This window comes from Cupriavidus metallidurans CH34, from assembly GCF_000196015.1.
GTDB lineage: Bacteria > Pseudomonadota > Gammaproteobacteria > Burkholderiales > Burkholderiaceae > Cupriavidus > Cupriavidus metallidurans.
On record NC_007973.1, the window covers coordinates 258,615 to 277,701 of the forward strand.

The window sequence follows — 19,087 nt, forward strand, 5'->3', positions numbered from 1 at the left end:
TGCAGAACGCTCCCCGTATCTGTCAGGCCATTTGAAAGCGCGACGCCATGTCGCGCTTTTTTTTGCCCATGGAGCACGCATGTAGCACCCATGGGGCGGCGCATGGTCTCCGGACCTTTGAAATGCGTCAAACATCCCCATATCCAGATCCCTTATGCTGGGCTCCGCATATGCTTATTCAGGGCGGGCCTGCAGCCTCGTGGCCGTTCCACTACAATCGGGGCGGACAATAAAGCTGATTCATTAGGATGGATATGGTCCCGCATCTCATCACCGCGCTGAACGGTCCGCTGCTCGAACTCGAGAAGAAGATCCTGGACGCCACACCGTCCATCGAGCGCTGGTTCAGGCTGGAATGGCAGGAGCATACTCCGCCGTTCTATTGTTCCGTGGACCTGCGCAACGCCGGCTTCAAGCTGGCGCCGGTCGACACCAACCTGTTCCCGGGCGGTTTCAACAACCTCGCGCCCGAAATGCTGCCGCTGGCGGTCCAGGCCGCCATGGCCGCGATCGAGAAGATCTGCCCGGACGCCAAGAACCTGCTGCTGATTCCCGAGCGCCACACCCGCAACATGTTCTATCTGCAGAACGTGGCGCGGCTGTCGCTGATCATGCGCCAGGCGGGCCTCAATGTGCGCCTGGGCTCGCTGTCCGAGGAAATCACCGAACCCACGCCGATCGAGCTGCCCGACGGCCAGACGCTGGTGGTGGAGCCGCTCGCGCGCCTTGGCGCCAAGGGCCGCCGGCTGGGCCTGAAGGATTTCGATCCTTGCTCGATCCTGCTGAATAACGACCTGTCGGCCGGGATTCCGCCGATCCTGGAGAACATCAACGAGCAGTACCTGCTGCCGCCGTTGCATGCCGGCTGGTCCACCCGCCGCAAGAGCAGCCACTTCGCCGCCTATGACGAGGTGGCCAAGAAGTTCGCCAAGCTGATCGACATCGACCCGTGGATGGTGAATCCGTATTTCGCGCGGCAGACTGGCGTGAATTTCCATGAGCGCATCGGCGAGGAAGAGCTGGCTGACGCGGTGGAAGGCGTGCTCAAGAAGATCGCGAAAAAGTACCGCGAGTACGGCATCAAGGAAACGCCCTACGTGGTGGTCAAGGCCGACGCCGGCACCTACGGCATGGGCATCATGACCGTGCGCGACCCGTCCGAGGTGAAGGGCCTGAACCGCAAGGAGCGCAACAAGATGAGTGTCGTGAAGGAGGGCCTCGAGGTCTCCGACGTCATCATCCAGGAAGGTGTGCACACCTTCGAAAAGGTCAACGACGCGGTGGCGGAGCCGGTGGTCTACATGATCGACCGCTACGTGGTGGGCGGCTTCTACCGCGTGCACACGGGCCGTGGCATCGACGAGAACCTGAACGCGCCGGGCATGCACTTCGTGCCGCTGGCCTTCGCGCCGAACGGTATGCCGGACAGCCACGCCAAGCCGGGCGCGGCCGTGCCGAACCGCTTCTACATGTATGGCGTGGTGGCGCGCCTGGCCCTGCTGGCCGCGTCGCTGGAACTCGAGAAGACCGACCCGAATCCGATCCTCTGATTCGTAACGCCCCTGCAATCCACCATGCGCATTCTGTTCATTACCGACCCGCTGGAGACCTTCAAGACCTACAAGGACTCCACCTTCGCCATGATGACCGAGGCGGCGGCGCGCGGGCACGAGCTGTTCTTCTGCCTGCAATCGCAGCTTTCGCTGTCGGCCAACGTCGTGGAGGCAATGGTGCGGCCGCTGGAGCTGACCGACGACGCCCAGGCCTGGTACCGGCTGGGCGATGCCGCGCTGATGCCGCTGTCCGCGTTCGATGCGGTGCTGATGCGCAAGGATCCGCCGTTCGACATGGAGTACGTGACCAGCACCTGGTTGCTGGAACTGGCCGAGGCGCAGGGCGCGCGCGTCTTCAACAAGCCGCGCGCGATTCGGGACCACTCGGAGAAACTGGCGATCGGCCAGCATCCGCAGTTCATCACGCCGACGCTGGTGACGCGCGATGCCGGCCGGATCCGCGAATTCCATGCCGAGCATAAGGACATCATCGTCAAGCCGCTGGACGGCATGGGCGGCATGGGTGTGTTCCGGGTAGGCGCCGACGCCATGAACCTGGGTGCGATCGTCGAGACGCTTGGCGACAATGGCGCGCGCACGCTGATGGTCCAGCGCTATATCCCGGCGATCAAGGACGGCGACAAGCGCATTCTGCTGATCGGCGGCAAGCCGGTGCCGTATTCGCTGGCGCGGATTCCGCAGGGCACCGAGATTCGCGGCAACCTGGCCGCCGGCGGGGTGGGGCGGGCGCAGGAGTTGAGCGCGCGCGATCGCGAGATCGCCGAAACCCTGGCGCCCGGACTTTGGAAGCAGGGCTTGCTGCTGGTAGGGCTGGACGTGATCGGCGACTACCTGACCGAAGTAAATGTGACGAGTCCGACCTGTTTTCAGGAGATCGCCCAGCAGACCGGTTTCAATGTCGCAGGCATGTTCATCGACGCGCTGGAGCAGGCTGTAGCCGCCGACCGTCGCTGACGGTCTCCAACCGCCGCCGGTCGCCGCCGATGTTCAGGCGCCACAGTTGGCGCGGCGGGCGGGGCTGCGGATTGGGCGGTCAGGCTGCCTGCTACAATTCGGGCAGTCCAACGGATTCACCATCATGGCAGGAATTCTGATCATCGCTCATGCGCCACTGGCTTCGGCGCTGCGCGATTGCGCTGGCCACGTCTACTGCGGCCAGCCGCAGCGGGTGGAGGCGATCGACGTTATCGCCGATGCCGACCCTGCGGCGGTGCTGGCCGAGGCGCGGAAGCGTCTCGCAGACGTTTGCGAAGAGAACGGCGCCCTGGTGCTGACCGATATCTTCGGCGCTACGCCTGCCAATATCGCCGCGCGGCTTGCCGAGCCGGGTCGGGTCAAGGTGCTGGCCGGTGTCAACCTGCCGATGCTCGTGCGCGCTATCTGCTATCGGACGGAGAAGCTCGACCAGCTTGCCACCAAGGCCTTGGCCGGAGGCGCCCAGGGCGTGCTGCAAATCGGCACGACCGCCGTCCAGAACCAAACCGCAAATCATCCCGACAAATATGCTGCAGAGGGACACCACCATCATCAATAAGCTCGGGCTTCATGCCCGCGCATCCGCCAAGCTCACGCAGTTGGCAGGTAGCTTCAACAGCCAGGTCAAGATGTCCCGTAACGGCCGCCAGGTCGACGCCAAGAGCATCATGGGCGTGATGATGCTGGCAGCCGGAATTGGATCGACGGTCTCGATCGAGACTGACGGCCCTGACGAGCAGGAGGCGATGGATGCGCTGCTGGCGCTGATCGCCAACCGCTTCGGCGAAGGCGAGTGAAGTTCGACGGTAATCCAGGCTTTTTCTAAACGTTCCTGACGGAGCGGTTCATGCCCTTTGCCTTGCACGGCATTCCGGTTTCTCGTGGGGTCGCCATCGGGCGAGCCCATATTCTTGCGCCGGCTGCGCTGGATGTGTCGCACTACCTGGTCGATGAAGACCGGCTCGAAGCCGAGGTGGAGCGATTGCGTTCGGCACGCGCCGCGGTGCGGGCCGAGCTGATCACGCTCAAGCGTGACCTGCCGCGCGACGCGCCGGAGGAAATGGGGGCATTTCTCGATGTCCACGCGATGATCCTCGACGACGAGGCCCTGTCGCGCGAACCCGAGACGCTGATTCTCCAACGCCGCTATAACGCCGAGTGGGCCCTGACCACGCGACTCGAAGAACTGATGCGTCAGTTCGACGAGATCGAGGACGAGTATCTGCGCGAGCGCAAGGCCGACATCGAGCAGGTGGTGGAGCGGATCCTGAAGGTGCTGGCCGGAGCGCCCGTGCTGGCGCCGGCGCCCGTGCCGACGCTCGCGCCGGATGGCGAGGCCACGCCGGGGGTGATCGTGGTGGCCCACGACATCGGCCCGGCCGACATGCTCCAGTTCAAGCACACCGTGTTCCACGGTTTCGTGACGGACCTGGGCGGCCGTACATCGCACACGGCTATCGTCGCGCGCAGTCTCGACATCCCCGCCGCGGTGGGCGTCAAGAACGCGAGCGAACTGATCCGTCAGGACGACTGGATCATCATCGATGGCGATGCCGGCCTGGTGATCGTCGATCCGTCGGCCATCATTCTCGAAGAGTATCGGCACCGCCAGAGCGAGCGCGCGCTCGAGAAGAAGCGCCTGCAGCGGCTGCGCCACATGCCGGCGGTGACGCTGGACGGGCTCGAGATCGAACTGCTGGCCAATATCGAGATGGCGGAGGATGCCGGTGCGGCGCTGTCCGCCGGCGCCGTCGGGGTGGGGCTGTTCCGGTCCGAATTCCTGTTCATGAACCGGCGCGACGAGCTGCCGGATGAAGACGAGCAATTTCACGCGTATCGCAACGCCGTGGAAGCGATGCACGGGCTGCCGGTCACGATTCGGACCATCGACATCGGCGCCGACAAGCCGCTCGACGGCCGTGGCGACGACTTCGAGACCGCGCTGAACCCCGCACTGGGTTTGCGCGCGATCCGCTGGTCGTTGTCAGAGCCGGGGATGTTCCTGACCCAGTTGCGGGCGTTGCTGCGCGCTTCCGCGTTCGGCCCGGTCCGGATTCTGATCCCGATGCTGGCTCACGCCGGTGAGATCGACCAGACGCTGGACCTGATCGAGCAAGCCAAGCGCCAGCTCGACGAACGCGGCCTGCCGTACGACCCGGGTATCAAGGTCGGGGCGATGATTGAGATCCCGGCTGCCGTGCTGCTGCTGCCGCTGTTCCTCAAGCGCATGGACTTCCTGTCCATCGGCACCAATGACCTGATCCAGTACACGCTGGCGATCGACCGCGCCGACAATGCCGTGGCGCACCTCTACGACCCGCTTCACCCGGCCGTGCTGCAGCTGATTGCCCGGACGATCCGCGAAGCCAACCATGCGGGCGTGCCCGTCGCCGTGTGTGGCGAGATGGCGGGGGATCCGGCGATGACCCGGCTGCTGCTGGGCATGGGACTACGCGAGTTCTCGATGCACCCGGCGCAATTGCTGCGGGTGAAGCAGGAAGTCATCCATGCGGACTGCGAGCGCCTGAGCAAGGCGGTCGACCAGATCCTGAACTGCTATGAACCGGACGAGCTTACGGCCGCGTTGAAGCAACTGACAGCGTGACGCCACCCTGAAACCCTGAAGATTTCAGGGTTTTTAGGGTGCGAATGTGGCGTCGTTTGCGGCACTCGCGTGTCTGGAAGTGGCTTTTTAATCGCTTAAATTCCTTGATTTGTGATGTATGCGGGTAGTCCGTTACAAGTGCATTAATGGGAATTGTTATCATTTCTGATCTCTGATATTCTGCCTCTCATCGCGTGCGGCATGCCGGTGCCGACGCTGCCCCCAAGGAGGCTTTTGTGTACGTCTGCATCTGCAACCAGGTCACCGATCATGAAATCCATGGCGCCGCCCACCTCGGCGTGTCGACGATGGATGAGCTGGCGGAAACGCTCGGCGTTGGGACCTGCTGCGGCCGTTGCCGCGAATGCGCGCAGCAAGTGCTGTGCGAAGGCGTCGCTGCGGTGAAGACCGTGAGGTCTTCAAGTATGGCTACGATCAAAGTTGTCGAAATTTCATCCTGTTCGACGACTACGTCACATGCCATAATGGACGCTCGGGACCCGGCAGTCGCGAACGACCGGCGTACAGCGCTGGTTGCCTGATTCGAATACCGCAGAATTACCCAAAGAACGCGTGCATTGAGAGCGCGCCCACGGACGAAAGTCCGAGGCGCGCTTTCTTGTATTTGCGGTCTTTGTCATTCGTGCCGCTGCCTGGGTCCGTTGTCGTTTGCAACAGGAGCCCTGTATGAAAGGTGACAAGAAGGTCATCCAGCATTTGAACGCGCAGCTGAAGAACGAACTCACCGCGATCAACCAATATTTCCTGCACGCCCGCATGTATCGCCACTGGGGGCTGAAGAAGCTCGGCGACGTGGAGTACAAGGAATCCATCGGCGAAATGAAGCACGCCGATCGCCTGATCGAGCGCATTCTGATGCTCGACGGCCTGCCCAACCTGCAGGACCTGCACAAGCTGCTCCTCGGCGAAGACACGCCCGAAATGCTCAAGTGCGACCTGAAGCTGGAGCAGGGTGCTCACGCCACCGTCAAGGAAGGCATTGCGTACTGCGAATCGGTTGGTGACTACGTCAGCCGCGAAATCCTGGTCGATATCCTCACGGACACCGAGGAGCACATCGAGTACCTGGAGACGCAGCTTGACCTGATCGACAAGGTCGGCCTGCCGAACTACCTGCAGTCTCAGATGGAGCCGGGCGAGCAGTAAGCGCGCAGGCAAAGGATTGGCCGCCGCGCGCGTCGCGATGACGCGCGGCGACGGCTGGTCAGAAGCGCGGCGTTTCGAGACGTCGCGCCCGAATGCGTGATCGGTTAGTAACCGTTCTCATTCGGATTCTTGTACTCATCCAGCTGTATCAGCATGGACGGTCCGCGCCGGTGGGCTCCAGCGCCGGATCGTCCATCGTCCGCAGCCCGGGGGGACTCAGTGGTCCCCGCCGCAGACCTCGCAGCCCGGCGTGCGCACGAGGCGCATCGTGGTCCACTCCATCGACATGGCGTCGACCATCAGCAAGCGGCCCGCCAGCGTCTCTCCTACATCAGTCAGCAACTTCAGGGCCTCGGCGGCCTGTACCGTGCCGATCATGCCGACCAGCGGCGCGAACACGCCCATCGTGGCGCAGGCGGCCTCAGGCGCCGGTTCGGATGGCGGGAACAGGCAGGCGTAGCACGGCGCATCGGGATTGCGCAGGTCGAATACGGTGACCTGGCCGTCGAAACGTAGCGCGGCGCCGGATACCAGCGGCTTGCGGTGACGCAGGCAGGCGCGATTCACCGCGTGGCGTGTGGCGAAGTTGTCGCAGCAATCGAGCACTACATCAGCCTGCGCGACGAGACCATCCAGTTCGGCGTCGCCCACCCGCATCGGCACCATGCGGATGTCGATGTCGGGGTTGATGCGCAGCATTCCCTCCCTGGCCGATTCGACCTTGGGGCGGCCCACGTTGGCGGTGGTGTGCAGGATCTGGCGCTGCAGGTTGGTCAGGTCAACGTCATCGTCGTCGACGATCGTGATCGTGCCCACGCCGGCCGAGGCCAGGTAGGGCAACGCCGCTGCACCTAGCCCGCCTGCGCCGATCACCAGCGCATGGCCGGCCAGCAGGCGCTCCTGGCCTTCGATGCCGAGCTCGTCAAGCAGGATATGGCGCGAGTAGCGCAGAAGCTGATCGTCGTTCATGGTCCACGTGGAATCAGGAGATCAAACAAAAACGGCCCGCCGGTGCAATACCGCGGGCCGCAGGGCTGAAGGCGGGAAGCGCCACGCGCCAGTGTCGCGCGGCGGGCTTCTCGCGTCCTGCCGTTACTTCTTGCCGGTCGGCGTACCCAGCGGTTCGCCGATCGGGGCACTCGCGGGCGGCGGGCTGGAAGGCTTGGCCGGGGCCGCCGGCTTGGCTGCCGGTTTGGCGGGCGCCTTGCTGGCCGGCTTCGGGTTGTCGGAGCTGTCCGGCTTGCCAGCCGTGCCGGTGGCTTCCAGGCGCGACTTCGAACGTTGCACCGGCTTGCCGTCGAGCTGTGCGATGGCCTGCTGCAGCATGAAGTCGTCAGCAGAACCGAATTCCACCGGCTTCTTCTTGCGTTCCTTCTCGCGCTCTTCCGGCGTCTTCTTGGCGTTCTCTTCTTCCAGGCGGCGCAGTTCTTCCACGCGGCGCTGCTCGCGTTCGGCCATTTCCGGCTCTTCCGACTCCTGCTTGTTGTGCAGGTGGCGTTCGGTGTCGATTTCACGCGTGATCAGCGCGTCGTCCGGATCGCCATCGGGGTTCTGGTCGACCGGGATATCCGGGCGGATGCCCTTGGCCTGGATCGACTTGCCCGACGGCGTGTAGTAGTACGCGATCGTCAGCTTGATGCCGGTGTCGTTGGTCAGCGGGCGAACGGTCTGGACCGAGCCCTTGCCGAACGTCGTCTTGCCCATGAGCGTCGCGCGCTTGTGGTCCTGCAGCGCGCCGGCCACGATTTCCGATGCTGACGCCGAGTAGGCGTTGGTCAGCACGACCATCGGCAGCTTCTTGAACTCTGCCGGCAGGTCCTTGAGCGGATCGTCCTCGAGCGACGACAGGCGGTAGTTGCTGAACGACGCCTTGTAGACGCGCTTGGCATCCGGCACCTGGCCGTTGGTCGATACCACGACCGAATCCTCGGGCAGGAAGGCCGCGGCCACGCCTACCGCGCCTTGCAGCACGCCGCCACCGTTGTTGCGGAGGTCCAGCACGATACCGCGCAGGTTCGGATTCTTATCAGCCATCTCCTTGAGGCGACGGCCCAGATCGGTCACGGTACGTTCCTGGAAGCTTGTCAGGCGCACCCAGCCGATGGTGTTGTTGTCGAGCATCTTGGTCTTGACCGACTGCACGCGGATTTCCGCGCGCGTGATCGACACCGGGAACGTGCGTTCCTCGCTCTTGCGGTAAATCGTCAGCGTGACCTTGGTCCCCGGCTCGCCGCGCATGCGCTTGACCGCTTGTTCCAGCGGCAGGCCGCGCACCGGCTTGTCGTCGATCCGCGTGATCAGGTCACCCGGCTGGATGCCTGCGCGGAACGCGGGCGTGTCCTCGATCGGGTTGATGACCTTGACCAGGCCCTCTTCCTGGGAAATCTCGATGCCCAGGCCGGCGAATCGTCCGCGCGTGCCTTCCTGCAGTTCCTTGAAATCCTTCTCGTCCAGGTAGGCCGAGTGCGGGTCGAGGCTGGCGACCATGCCCTTGATGGCTTCGGTCAGCAGCTTCTTGTCGTCGACCGGCTCCACGTACTCGCGCTTGATCTGCCCGAAGATATCGGCCATCAGCCGTAACTGGTCCAGCGGCAGCGGCCCGGTCGTATTCTGGGCGGTCGCCGAAATCTGCAGCGTGGCGAGCACGCCGGCAACGACGCCTATTGAGACGAGGCTAATGTTCTTGAGCGTCTTACGCATGAGGGCAGCCTGAACGTGTGAGGATTTGTGCAAGGGTCAGGTCCGTGCCGGGATGACCCGGGGGGCGGATTTGACCGACAGTATAAGAGGGTGCGGAGAAAAAGACCTGCGGGCCGCCATTCCATGGTGGTGGCGGCCACACAACGCGGCGCGCCTACCCGGGTGCGACCCGGGCCGGCGCATCCGCGCGCCGGCTGTCAGCGGGCCTTGCCCTGGCTGGCCACGGCGGCCAGGGACGCCGCGATGGCTTCCTGGTCGCCCAGGTAGTAGTGGCGCAGGGGGCGCAGGTCGGCATCCAGCTCGTAGACGAGCGGGGTGCCATTGGGGATATTGAGGCCGACGATATCGTCATCCGAAATCTGGTCCAGATACTTTACGAGGGCGCGAATGCTGTTGCCATGGGCGGCGATCACCACGCGCTTGCCGGATTTGATGTCGGGAGCAATGGATTCGTTCCACAGCGGCATCACGCGGGCCACCGTGTCCTTCAGGCACTCGGTCAGCGGGATCTCCGCGCGCGGCACATTGGCGTAGCGCGGGTCGCCGAAAGAGGCACGTTCGTCGGTCGGCTCCAGCGCGGGCGGCGGCGTGTCGTAGCTGCGGCGCCACACCAGCACCTGCTCGTCGCCGTACTTCTTGGCCGTTTCCGCCTTGTTCAGGCCGGCCAGCGCGCCGTAGTGACGTTCGTTCAGGCGCCATTCATTGCGCACCGGAATCCACATCAGGTCCATTTCGTCTTGCACGTGCCAGAGCGTGCGGATGGCGCGCTTGAGCACGGAGGTGTAGGCCACGTCAAAGGCGAAGCCGGCTTCCTTGAGCAGCGTGCCGGCCTGTTTGGCCTGCGCGGCGCCCGTATCGGTCAGGTCGACGTCGACCCAGCCGGTGAAGCGGTTTTCGAGGTTCCACGTGGATTCGCCGTGGCGGATGAGAACGAGCTTGTACATGCTGCTTCCAGGGAGTAAATGACCTGCAGTGCGCACGATCCGTCGCAAGGCCGGCGGCGGCCGGGAGGCGACGGACAAATATCGGCGTGGGCACGAAACCGCGTATTTTATAATGCCGCCGACCCAACCCAACGGAATGCCAACGTGAATTTCTTCGCCGATTACAATAACCTGGCCCTGATCGCCATCGCCGTGGTCTCTGGCGGCCTGCTGGCCTGGCCGACGATCAAGAGCGGCACGGGCGGAAAACGCGTCAATGCGGCCGCCGCCACGCAGCTGATCAACAAGCGCAATGCGGTGGTGGTGGATATCCGCGACGCTGCCGAGTTCGCCAAGGGCCACATGCCGCAAGCGAAGAGCGCGCCACTCGACGACCTGCCCAACCGGGCGGGCGGTCTTGCAAAGGATAAGGCCATCCCCATCATCGTGGTATGCCAGAACGGCCAGCGCTCGAGCAAGGCTCAGGCAGCCTTGAAGGAAGCCGGGTACAGTGAGGTCTATGCGCTCGAAGGCGGCATGGCCGCCTGGCAGCAGGCCGGACTTCCGGTCATCAAGTAAGCCCATTTATCGAAGTATTCGCGGCGCGGACCGCCCCGGGCGGTCCGCGCCGTTGTTTTGAATTCAAGGAGATTTCGCATGGCCCGCGTCGTCATGTACAGCACGGTGGTGTGCCCCTACTGCCAGATGGCAGAGCGTCTGCTCAAGCAGCGGGGCGTCGAGGCGATCGAGAAAATCCTGATCGACCGCGAACCCGGCAAGCGCGAGGAAATGATGACTCGCACCGGCCGCCGGACCGTGCCGCAGATCTATATCGACGAGACACACGTGGGTGGATTCGACGACTTGTCCGCGCTGGACCGTCAGGGCGGCCTGGTGCCGCTGCTGGCGGCCTGAGCCCCGGCCCCGGCGGTTTCCCAGCGAGATCAACGACCTATCCGATTGACGCCGGCCCCGGGTGAATTCGCCCACGGCGTCATGTACCATATGCGCTTTCGTGCGACACGCACTTTCGTGTCCGGCAGCTCTACGTTAAGAGCATCGACCTTTGTTGAGACAAGGGAAAGGCTTCGGCCAGAACCGTCCAATCTCAACCATTTCTTGCTTTGACAAGCCCAGCCGTAAGGTTGGAGCGAGTCCATGTGTTGTGGGAAGGCCAGACCATCGGCTGACTCGCAGCTTGCTATTTGCTGGATATATGTCCAGCCATTGCCCAAAGGCGGGGACGCTTGCCTTTGGGCAAGTTCTCTTTAAACGCCCTACTTCGGTAGGTGCGGGTGGGTTTGCGACTGTAGTTTTCGTTGCATCTCCGCTACATAGCATTCAAACCGGCCCGGTTGGGTCGGCGCTACGTTCTTTGGGACGGGTCTGCGCTCGAAAGAGACCGCCGCCGTCAAGCGCCTGCCACTATGGAGGCACTGAAGTAATGAAGTGAGGTTTCCCGGAGCGTATAGCTCTGCGCGTTATGGTTCGGTCGAATACACCCGCGAGGGTGCCTCGATAGAGAACCTGTCATGCGACTGACAGTAGCCTAGGGAGACATGCGTCACTGGCAACGGTGGGGTGTGAAGCTTTCCTGACAACGTAGCCCCCGCAAGGGTGCGTCATTATCGTGAGATAAGGACGCAGAGACTCCGAGCAGCAATGGGGTCAAGGAGCCAGGCTGGCTGGTATGGGTAATGTAAGTGAACTGCTGATAAACGCCGTGAATATGACGGTGCCTAAGCTGCTGCGTGGCACTAACCAAAAGGTACGTGGTCGGTTATTCCGCTGGAAGCTCGGAATACGTCGCTGTAAGACCACCGGCGAAGAGGCAGGCCCTAACCCGGTCTTGTAACGCGCAGGGAACGTGGTAAGCCCGTATGGCTGCCGGGGCGCTGTATGGCTCTGGCAAGCGAACCGCAAGGAACGCTGTTGGCTGTGCGGGTATGGGAGGTTGGAGAAAGCGAACGTCGGGCTGTAATGGTCCGGATAGGGGTTGAAACATCATCCCACGCGAAAGCGGGCAGACTTCCAACTGGTCTTTCGTCGCAAGACGGCTGACTGAACTCGCTTGTTTAATTTTCTTCCCTTGGGGGGTGACATACCCCGCAAGGGGCATGTTGTCTCTGCTAGTTGGGGAAGTCCTCAAGATAGGAGAGCAGCATGGAAGCATTGATCCGCGAGGATGAATCTGCGCCCTCCGGCATTCCGCAGCGATGGGGCGACATCAATTGGCGCCGCGTCGAACAGAATGTTCGAGCAATGCAGATTCGAATTGCGAAGGCGACACAGGAACGGGACTGGCGCAGGGTGAAAGCTCTGCAGCGGTCTCTGACCCGCTCGTTTTCCGCCAAGGCATCGGCGGTGCGACGAGTGACGGAGAACCAAGGTAAACGGACGGCAGGTGTCGACCGCGAACTCTGGGACTCGCCTGAAGTTCGATGGGTAGCCATTGGACGGTTGAGACGCCGGGGGTATCGGCCCATGCCATTACGGAGGGTCTTCATCCCCAAAGCCAACGGAAAGGAACGCCCTCTGGGTATCCCGACCATGTTGGACCGGGCCATGCAGGCGCTATATCTGCTGGCGCTGGAACCGGTGTCCGAGGGGACGAGCGATCCGAACTCTTATGGGTTCAGGTCCAATCGTTCTACTGCGGATGCTATGTCCCAGCTATTCGTCAACTTATCCAGAAAGGTCTCGGCCTCATGGATATTGGAGGCGGACATCCGCGGGTGTTTTGACCATATCAGTCACGACTGGCTGGAGCGCAATGTCCCTATGGACAAAGCGATCCTTCGGAAGTGGTTGAAAGCTGGCGTGGTATTTCAGGGCCAGTTTCAGGCGACCGAAGCCGGTACGCCACAGGGGGGCATCATCTCCCCGACCTTAGCCAATGTGGCGCTGAACGGACTGGAACAACAGCTAGCTCGGTTTCTCGAAACCACGCTGGGTGTCAACCAGACCCGGAAGCTCAAAGTAAATGTTGTGCGCTATGCGGACGATTTCGTGATCACCGGCAGCACGCCGGAAGTTTTGGAACACGAGGTGAAGCCGTGGGTGGAACAGTTCCTCGCAATTCGAGGGTTGTCCCTGTCCACGGAGAAAACGCGGATCGTGAGCATTGACGAGGGTTTTGACTTCCTTGGGTGGAATTTCCGGAAGTATTCCGGAACGCTGCTCATTAAGCCAAGCAGGAAAAACGCGCAGGCGTTCTATCGCAAGGTTAAGGAGGTTATCAGTGCTAACAAGACGGTAAAGCAGGAGGTCATCATTCGCCTGCTGAACCCGATGCTGAGAGGCTGGGCGCAGTATCACAGCCCGGTAGTGGCAAAAGAAGCGTTCAGCAAGATGCAGAGCCGAGTTTTCCGGGCGCTGCTTTGGTGGACAAAACGGCGACACAGAGGGAAGAACGCCGAATGGGTGCGGAAGAAATACTTCGCTTCGTTTGGTGATCGAAACTGGGTGTTCGGGACTGAGTTTGTGGAAGACGATGGGGAACGGCGCTGGCAGGAGTTGTATTCGCTTGCTAGCACGCCCATCAGACGGCACAAGAAGATTCGGGGGGACTTCAATCCTTTCGATCCAGCGCAAGAGATGTATGGCGAAAATCTACGCCGGGACCGCATGCTGGAAAGCATGTCTCACCGGAAACAGTGGATCAGGCTATATGTCGATCAGCGGGGCTTATGCGCGGTGTGTCAGTGCAAGATAACCAAAGAGACCGGGTGGGATGACCATCACATCGTCTACAGAACCCACGGAGGTTCAGACGCTCTAGGAAATCGCGTATTGCTGCATCCCAACTGCCACGTCCAAGTACACCATCATGGTCGAACCGTTGTGAAACCGGTGCTGGAGATGTCCAGCATTTTGTAAGGGCTTGAGCCGTATGCGGGGAAACTCGCACGTACGGTTCTTAGGGGGGAGCAAACCAGCAATGGTATGCTCCTACCCTCCCAACTGGCCGCCGGTGATCGACACCACCGGCGCCGCATGGCGCAGCGCGCCCAAACCGATCCATCCGGAAGCCTTTCATGAGCGACCAGCAACAAGCCAACCAGCAGGACGACCAGCCCTTCTTCAACATTCAGCGCGTGTACCTGAAGGACATGTCGCTGGAGCAGCCGAATTCGCCGGGCATCTTCCTCGAATCGGAAGCCCCCTCGGTGGAAGTCCAGGTCAACGTGGGCGCCTCGCAACTGCAGGAAGGCATCTTCGAAGTGGTCGTGACCGGTACCGTGACGACCAAGGTGCAAGACAAGGTGGCCTTCCTGGTGGAAGCGCACCAGGCCGGCATCTTCGACATCCGCAATGTGCCGGTGGAACAACTGGACCCGCTGCTGGGCATCGCCTGCCCGACCATCCTGTACCCGTACCTGCGCGGCAACATCGCCGACGTGATCACGCGTGCCGGCTTCCAGGCGATCCACCTGTCGGAAATCAACTTCCAGGCGCTGTACGAGCAACGCCTGCAGGCCGCGATGGAAGAAGCGCAAGGCCAGGGCGGCGACTCGGGCATCGTGATGCCTGACGGCAGCCAGGCCCGCCACTGATCGGCGACTGCCTGTCGGACACCAGAACGGGGCTGCGGCCCCGTTTGGTGTTTCTGCGAGGCGTCAACGTTCATACTGTCGCGACGACAGCGCTTTTCGCTGACTTCACAGGCCTGCCATGAAACTGACCATTCTCGGCGCCGGCGCATGGGGTACCGCGCTTGCAAGCCACGCGGCCACGGCCGCCGCCGATCATGACGTGGTGCTCTGGGGGCGCGATCCGGCTCAGCTTGCCGGCATCGCCGCAACTGGCGTCAACGCCACCTATCTGCCGGGCGTGAGCCTGTCGCCCCGGCTTGTCTGCGAGCCCGATTTCGATCGCGCCGTCGATCACGCCCTGACCGATCCGGAGGGGCTGCTGATCATCGGCACGCCGGTATCCGGCCTGCGCGAGATGACGCGCAGGTTGGCCGCGCGTCGCAAAGGGCCGCTGGCGATGCTCTGGCTCTGCAAGGGCTTCGAGGCCGAGACCCATGCGATGCCGCACCAGATGGTGCACGATGAATTGAACGCGCTCGGCGTGGCGCCGGGCGAGATCGAATATGGCGTGCTGACGGGGCCGAGCTTTGCCAAGGAAGTGGCGCAGGGTCTGCCGTGCGCGCTGACCGTGGCCGGCACCGCGCACGTGCTGATCGATCGCGCGCAGGCGGCATTCCATCACCATGCCATGCGCATCTATGGCAGCGACGACCTGATCGGCGTCGAAGTCGGTGGCGCGGTGAAGAACGTGCTGGCGATCGCCACCGGTGCCAGCGATGGCCTGGGGCTTGGGCTCAATGCGCGCGCGGCGCTGATCACGCGCGGGCTGGCCGAGATGACCCGCCTGGGCCTTGCGCTCGGCGGTCGCGTCGAGACCTTCATGGGTCTGGCCGGCATGGGTGACCTGATCCTGACCGCCACCGGCGATTTGTCTCGTAACCGTAAGGTCGGCCAGCAACTGGCGGGCGGGAAGACGCTCGACCAGATCCTGGCAGACCTTGGCCATGTGGCCGAAGGCGTGCGTTGCGCGCAGGCCGTTGCCGCGCTGGCGGCGCGCGTCGGTGTGGAAATGCCGATCACGCGCGCGGTATGCGCGGTGCTGTTCGAAGGGTTGCCTGTTGCCGATGCGGTCTCGCAGTTGCTGCAGCGTGACGCGCGCGACGAGTAACACTTGATGCCGAGTCGACGCCACACCCTCAAGGCCCTGATCGCCACCTTCGCAGCCGGCGCGGTTCCTGCCGTTGCCCATGCCGATACCTGGCCCGCCAAGCCGATCCGCATGATCGTGCCGTTCCCGCCGGGCTCTTCGCCGGACTTGATCGCGCGTATCGTGACCGAGAAGCTCGCCACAGTGCTCGGTCAGCCCGTGGTTGTCGAAAACCGGCCGGGCGCCGGCGGCAATATTGGCACCGGCATGGTTGCCAAGGCTGCGCCCGATGGCTACACGCTGCTGTTCACGATCAACGGTCCGCTTGTCACCGCGCCGTCGCTGTATCGCCATCTGAGCTACGACCCGATGAAGCAGCTCGCGCCGGTCACGCTGGTGGCGACGTCGCCGAACGTGCTGGTCATCGACGCCCGCCTGCCGGTGCATACGTTGCGCGAGTTCGTCGCGCTGGCCAAGTCGAAGCCGGGCGCGCTGAACTATGGCTCGGTCGGCAACGGCAGCGCGGCGCATCTGGCGATGGAGCAGTTGAAAGCGATGGCTGGCATCGATCTGCAGCACGTGCCGTATCCGGGCTTTCCGCAGATCACCACGGCGATCGTCGGCGGGCAGGTGCAGGCCGGCTTCATGGTGCCGGCGATTGCCATGCCGATGGTCAACGCGGGCAAGTTGCGCATTCTGGCCGTGACCACCACGGGCCGGACGTCCCTGCTGCCATCGGTGCCGACCGTGGCCGAATCGGGCTACCCTGGATTCGAGGCGATTTCATGGCAGGCGATTCTGGCGCCGGCCGGCACGCCGGCGCCGGTCGTCGACCGGCTCTACCGCGAACTCGTTCGGATCATCGGCAGCGATGACATCCGCGAAAAGATGCGCACGCAGTATTTCGTCCCGGCGGGTACCGCGCCGGCATCGTTGCGCGAAACGATGGTCAGCGAGAAGGCACGCTGGGACAAGGTGATTCGCGCGGCCGGCGTGCAGCCCGAGGGCTGACCGCGCTGTCGATTCAACTTCCGCCCGCGAAGCCGTTCTGACGCCATGCCTCGAAGACGACCACGGCCACCGTGTTCGACAGATTGAGGCTGCGGTTGTTGGGGCGCATCGGCAGGCGGATGCGCTGCGCGGACGGGAACCACTCGCGGCGCTCCGGTGCGAGCCCGCGGGTCTCCGAACCGAATACGAACCAGTCGCCCGGCGCGAAGCTGACCTGGCCGAACGGCGTGGAGCCGTGCGTGGTCAGCGCGAACATGCGCGTGGGGTCCGGCTGCTCGGCAGCCATCAACGCATCCCAGCTTTCATGCACGCGCATCGTCGCGTACTCGTGATAGTCGAGCCCCGCGCGGCGCATCCGGGCGTCTTCGAGTGGAAATCCCAACGGCTTGACCAAATGGAGCTGCGCGCCGGTGTTGGCGCACAGGCGGATCACATTGCCGGTGTTCGGCGGGATTTCGGGTTCGACAAGAACGACGTTGAACATGATGGGATAGGCGAAAAACCGGAGCGCAGCTTACCGCTAGTCGCAGCCGGTGTCACGGCGTGCGCAGTGCCGGCAGCGCCGTCACCCGCGCGGCGCCATGCGCCTTGAGCACCCGTGCCGCCTCACGTAGCGTGGCGCCAGTGGTCATCACATCGTCGACCAGTCCGATATGCAGTCCGTCTAGCCGGCAGGGCGGGTCCAGCACGAACGCATCCCGCAGATTCGCCTGCCGTGCCGACTGGTCGAGCACACGCTGGCTGACCGTGTCGCGCCGGCGGGTCAGCAATGTTGCCGAGACCGCGATGCCAAGCTGCCTGCCCAGCGGCCGCGCGATTTCCCACGCCTGGTTGAAGCCGCGGCCCGCCAGCCGTTGTGGCGCAAGAGGAATCGGCGCCAGAACATCGGGCGCGATACCCGCCGCTTGCATCCGGGTCGCCATTTGCCGGGCGATCCATGCGGCGGCGGGGAGGCGCGCGGCAAACTTCAGGCGCAAAACCAGTCGATCGGCTGGCGTGATGTAGTTGCCCAGCGTCAATGTGGCGTCGATGGGGTCGTCGTCAGCGCAGGCGTCACATCGGCCCGCTTTCACACCGGGTATGGTGCCGGGCATCGCGCAACGCGGGCAGCGTGGAACGATTCTCAACAGCGTGTCGGCGCAACCCGCGCAGACCACGTCGCGCTGGACCTTCGCGCAGATCAGGCAAACCGACGGCAGCAGGGCTGACCAGAGCCCGGTGATCCCGCCGGCACGCCCGGCGAGCTGCGAAGAGGGCGCGTATACTCCAGTCCCTGTTGGCCGGCCATCCGGGTCCGGCCCATGCCGAGGTGCGACACGCTGTTGCGCCGCCCGCCGATTCCACTGATTCCGTTCCGTCTCTCCGTGTCCCTGCATGCTGCTGATTCCCCCGATGCCTGGTTGCCGCCCGCGCGCCTGACCCGGCTTGCCTTTGACCGCCGCAGTCCCAGCTTCGGCCAGCTCGATTTTCTGCTGGGCGAAATCGGCCAGCGGATGCACGAGCGCATGGACGTGGTCAAGCTGACGCCGCGCCGGGCCATCGATATCGGCTGCGGCCACGGGCAGGGCCTGGCGGGATTGCGCGCGCGCTTTCCCGATGCGCAGATTGCCGGTCTCGATATTTCCGGCGCTATGCTGCAGCAAGCGGGACAGCGCGATCCGCAGCGGCGCCCCGGCTGGATCGGACGCCTGCTCGGCAAGCGGCCGATGTTCGACCTGGTGCAGGGCGATCTTGCCACACTGCCATTCGGCGCGGCCAGCTTCGATCTGTTGTGGTCGAACCTCGCCTTGCACTGGCATCCGGAGCCGCATCGCGTGTTTCCGGAATGGCATCGCGTGACCGGCGACGAAGGGCTCGTGATGTTCTCGCTGTTCGGCCCCGACACGCTGAAGGAACTGCGCGCGGCGTTTGCCGATGTCGATCTCGACGCGCACACGATGCGCTTCGTCGACATGCACGATATCGGCGACATGCTCGTGCACAGCGGCTGGTCCACCCCGGTGATGGACATGGAAACGCTGACGGTCACCTACGAGTCGCCAGAGAACCTGTTGCGCGAAGTGCAATCGTTCGGCGGCTTCCGTCGTCCGGGGGCGGTCGGGCTGCGTGGCAGGCGGTGGTATCGGGCCGTGCTGGCCGCGCTCGAACGTCAACGTAACGCCGATGGCGTGATCCCATTGACGTTCGAAATTGTCTACGGCCATGCATGGAAGCTGGCGCCGCGTGGCAGGCAGGCAACCGACGATCAGGGCCGCGCAGTTGTGCCGGTCGACAGCATCGGACGCGCCAGGCCGCGACCGTGAAAGCGGCGTCGCGCATGGTTGCGCGACAATGCGCGCGCGCCGATTGTGTTGACTATCGGGGGCGATGCGGCCATGCACAAAAACTAGATGAGCGCAAGCACTTCGGTCAAATCCTACCTTGTTCAGGTATGCGAAGCGCCATATAAT

General features: G+C 63.4%; 19 protein-coding genes. 14 read left to right on the forward strand and 5 right to left on the reverse strand.

Annotated elements, in window-relative coordinates:
* The first annotated feature begins 254 nt into the window (after positions 1-254).
* The 7 genes from gshA (at position 255) to bfr (ending at position 6,321) form a co-directional block, all read left to right on the forward strand.
* The gene (gene gshA / locus RMET_RS01230) at positions 255-1,550 is read left to right on the forward strand and encodes a glutamate--cysteine ligase (RefSeq protein ID WP_011515140.1); all 1,296 of its coding nucleotides are present in this window, start codon (positions 255-257) and stop codon (positions 1,548-1,550) included.
* Positions 1,551-1,574: 24 nt separating this feature from the next.
* Positions 1,575-2,528, forward strand: a complete 954-nt coding sequence (gene gshB, locus RMET_RS01235) for a glutathione synthase (RefSeq protein WP_011515141.1) — start codon at positions 1,575-1,577, stop codon at positions 2,526-2,528.
* A gap of 124 nt (positions 2,529-2,652) precedes the next feature.
* Positions 2,653-3,108, forward strand: a complete 456-nt coding sequence (locus RMET_RS01240) for a PTS sugar transporter subunit IIA (protein WP_008645870.1) — start codon at positions 2,653-2,655, stop codon at positions 3,106-3,108.
* Positions 3,077-3,346 carry an HPr family phosphocarrier protein gene (locus RMET_RS01245; RefSeq protein ID WP_008645869.1) on the forward strand — a complete coding sequence of 90 codons (270 nt, stop codon included), beginning with the start codon at positions 3,077-3,079 and terminating at the stop codon, positions 3,344-3,346. The genes RMET_RS01240 and RMET_RS01245 overlap by 32 nt, the downstream gene beginning before the upstream one ends.
* Positions 3,347-3,396: 50 nt before the next feature.
* Positions 3,397-5,154, forward strand: coding sequence for a phosphoenolpyruvate--protein phosphotransferase (gene ptsP, locus RMET_RS01250; protein ID WP_011515142.1), 1,758 nt, complete (start codon positions 3,397-3,399; stop codon positions 5,152-5,154).
* Between the two features lie 236 nt (positions 5,155-5,390).
* Complete coding sequence (locus tag RMET_RS01255; protein WP_011515143.1) at positions 5,391-5,696, forward strand: (2Fe-2S)-binding protein; 306 nt, start codon at positions 5,391-5,393, stop codon at positions 5,694-5,696.
* A gap of 145 nt (positions 5,697-5,841) precedes the next feature.
* Positions 5,842-6,321, forward strand: coding sequence for a bacterioferritin (gene bfr, locus RMET_RS01260; protein ID WP_008645854.1), 480 nt, complete (start codon positions 5,842-5,844; stop codon positions 6,319-6,321).
* Positions 6,322-6,537: 216 nt separating this feature from the next.
* Here the strand turns inward: bfr and RMET_RS01265 are convergent, their stop codons facing one another.
* The 3 genes from RMET_RS01265 to gpmA form a co-directional block, all read right to left on the reverse strand.
* Positions 6,538-7,290, reverse strand: coding sequence for a HesA/MoeB/ThiF family protein (locus RMET_RS01265; RefSeq protein ID WP_011515144.1), 753 nt, complete (start codon positions 7,288-7,290; stop codon positions 6,538-6,540).
* Positions 7,291-7,413: 123 nt separating this feature from the next.
* Positions 7,414-9,021 carry a S41 family peptidase gene (locus tag RMET_RS01270; protein WP_011515145.1) on the reverse strand — a complete coding sequence of 536 codons (1,608 nt, stop codon included), beginning with the start codon at positions 9,019-9,021 and terminating at the stop codon, positions 7,414-7,416.
* Between the two features lie 197 nt (positions 9,022-9,218).
* On the reverse strand, positions 9,219-9,965 hold the full coding sequence (gene gpmA, locus RMET_RS01275) for a 2,3-diphosphoglycerate-dependent phosphoglycerate mutase (protein ID WP_011515146.1): 747 nt from the start codon (positions 9,963-9,965) through the stop codon (positions 9,219-9,221).
* A 144-nt stretch (positions 9,966-10,109) separates the two neighbouring features.
* On the opposite strand from gpmA, the gene RMET_RS01280 reads away from it, so the two are divergent.
* The 6 genes from RMET_RS01280 (at position 10,110) to RMET_RS01305 (ending at position 16,637) form a co-directional block, all read left to right on the forward strand.
* Entirely contained in the window at positions 10,110-10,523 is a 414-nt protein-coding gene (locus RMET_RS01280) for a rhodanese-like domain-containing protein (protein ID WP_011515147.1), read from the forward strand.
* 78 nt (positions 10,524-10,601) lie between these two features.
* On the forward strand, positions 10,602-10,859 hold the full coding sequence (gene grxC / locus RMET_RS01285) for a glutaredoxin 3 (RefSeq protein WP_011515148.1): 258 nt from the start codon (positions 10,602-10,604) through the stop codon (positions 10,857-10,859).
* A 1,248-nt stretch (positions 10,860-12,107) separates the two neighbouring features.
* A complete protein-coding gene (gene ltrA / locus RMET_RS01290; RefSeq protein ID WP_008642654.1) occupies positions 12,108-13,823 on the forward strand; it encodes a group II intron reverse transcriptase/maturase in 1,716 nt (571 codons plus the stop codon).
* Positions 13,824-13,981: 158 nt separating this feature from the next.
* Positions 13,982-14,500 carry a protein-export chaperone SecB gene (secB, locus tag RMET_RS01295; protein WP_008642655.1) on the forward strand — a complete coding sequence of 173 codons (519 nt, stop codon included), beginning with the start codon at positions 13,982-13,984 and terminating at the stop codon, positions 14,498-14,500.
* A 118-nt stretch (positions 14,501-14,618) separates the two neighbouring features.
* A complete protein-coding gene (locus tag RMET_RS01300) occupies positions 14,619-15,647 on the forward strand; it encodes an NAD(P)H-dependent glycerol-3-phosphate dehydrogenase (RefSeq protein WP_008642656.1) in 1,029 nt (342 codons plus the stop codon).
* Positions 15,648-15,653: 6 nt separating this feature from the next.
* Complete coding sequence (locus RMET_RS01305; protein WP_011515149.1) at positions 15,654-16,637, forward strand: Bug family tripartite tricarboxylate transporter substrate binding protein; 984 nt, start codon at positions 15,654-15,656, stop codon at positions 16,635-16,637.
* Between the two features lie 13 nt (positions 16,638-16,650).
* Here the strand turns inward: RMET_RS01305 and trmL are convergent, their stop codons facing one another.
* A complete protein-coding gene (trmL, locus tag RMET_RS01310; RefSeq protein ID WP_011515150.1) occupies positions 16,651-17,121 on the reverse strand; it encodes a tRNA (uridine(34)/cytosine(34)/5-carboxymethylaminomethyluridine(34)-2'-O)-methyltransferase TrmL in 471 nt (156 codons plus the stop codon).
* Between the two features lie 52 nt (positions 17,122-17,173).
* Positions 17,174-17,731 (reverse strand): ComF family protein, encoded by a 558-nt coding sequence (locus tag RMET_RS33480; RefSeq protein WP_227874056.1) that lies wholly within the window; start codon positions 17,729-17,731, stop codon positions 17,174-17,176.
* A 207-nt stretch (positions 17,732-17,938) separates the two neighbouring features.
* On the opposite strand from RMET_RS33480, the gene RMET_RS01320 reads away from it, so the two are divergent.
* Positions 17,939-18,940 (forward strand): methyltransferase domain-containing protein, encoded by a 1,002-nt coding sequence (locus RMET_RS01320; RefSeq protein ID WP_029306762.1) that lies wholly within the window; start codon positions 17,939-17,941, stop codon positions 18,938-18,940.
* Positions 18,941-19,087: the final 147 nt, after the last annotated feature.

Bases quoted from the DNA above. Each gene is read 5' to 3' on its own strand.
- gshA (WP_011515140.1), top strand. From the start codon at position 255: ATGGTCCCGCATCTCATCACCGCGCTGAACGGTCCGCTGCTCGAACTC.
- gshB (WP_011515141.1), top strand. From the start codon at position 1,575: ATGCGCATTCTGTTCATTACCGACCCGCTGGAGACCTTCAAGACCTAC.
- RMET_RS01240 (WP_008645870.1), top strand. From the start codon at position 2,653: ATGGCAGGAATTCTGATCATCGCTCATGCGCCACTGGCTTCGGCGCTG.
- RMET_RS01245 (WP_008645869.1), top strand. From the start codon at position 3,077: ATGCTGCAGAGGGACACCACCATCATCAATAAGCTCGGGCTTCATGCC.
- ptsP (WP_011515142.1), top strand. From the start codon at position 3,397: ATGCCCTTTGCCTTGCACGGCATTCCGGTTTCTCGTGGGGTCGCCATC.
- bfr (WP_008645854.1), top strand. From the start codon at position 5,842: ATGAAAGGTGACAAGAAGGTCATCCAGCATTTGAACGCGCAGCTGAAG.
- RMET_RS01265 (WP_011515144.1), bottom strand. From the start codon at position 7,290: ATGAACGACGATCAGCTTCTGCGCTACTCGCGCCATATCCTGCTTGAC.
- RMET_RS01270 (WP_011515145.1), bottom strand. From the start codon at position 9,021: ATGCGTAAGACGCTCAAGAACATTAGCCTCGTCTCAATAGGCGTCGTT.
- gpmA (WP_011515146.1), bottom strand. From the start codon at position 9,965: ATGTACAAGCTCGTTCTCATCCGCCACGGCGAATCCACGTGGAACCTC.
- grxC (WP_011515148.1), top strand. From the start codon at position 10,602: ATGGCCCGCGTCGTCATGTACAGCACGGTGGTGTGCCCCTACTGCCAG.
- ltrA (WP_008642654.1), top strand. From the start codon at position 12,108: ATGGAAGCATTGATCCGCGAGGATGAATCTGCGCCCTCCGGCATTCCG.
- secB (WP_008642655.1), top strand. From the start codon at position 13,982: ATGAGCGACCAGCAACAAGCCAACCAGCAGGACGACCAGCCCTTCTTC.
- RMET_RS01300 (WP_008642656.1), top strand. From the start codon at position 14,619: ATGAAACTGACCATTCTCGGCGCCGGCGCATGGGGTACCGCGCTTGCA.
- RMET_RS01305 (WP_011515149.1), top strand. From the start codon at position 15,654: ATGCCGAGTCGACGCCACACCCTCAAGGCCCTGATCGCCACCTTCGCA.
- trmL (WP_011515150.1), bottom strand. From the start codon at position 17,121: ATGTTCAACGTCGTTCTTGTCGAACCCGAAATCCCGCCGAACACCGGC.
- RMET_RS33480 (WP_227874056.1), bottom strand. From the start codon at position 17,731: ATGCCCGGCACCATACCCGGTGTGAAAGCGGGCCGATGTGACGCCTGC.
- RMET_RS01320 (WP_029306762.1), top strand. From the start codon at position 17,939: ATGCCGAGGTGCGACACGCTGTTGCGCCGCCCGCCGATTCCACTGATT.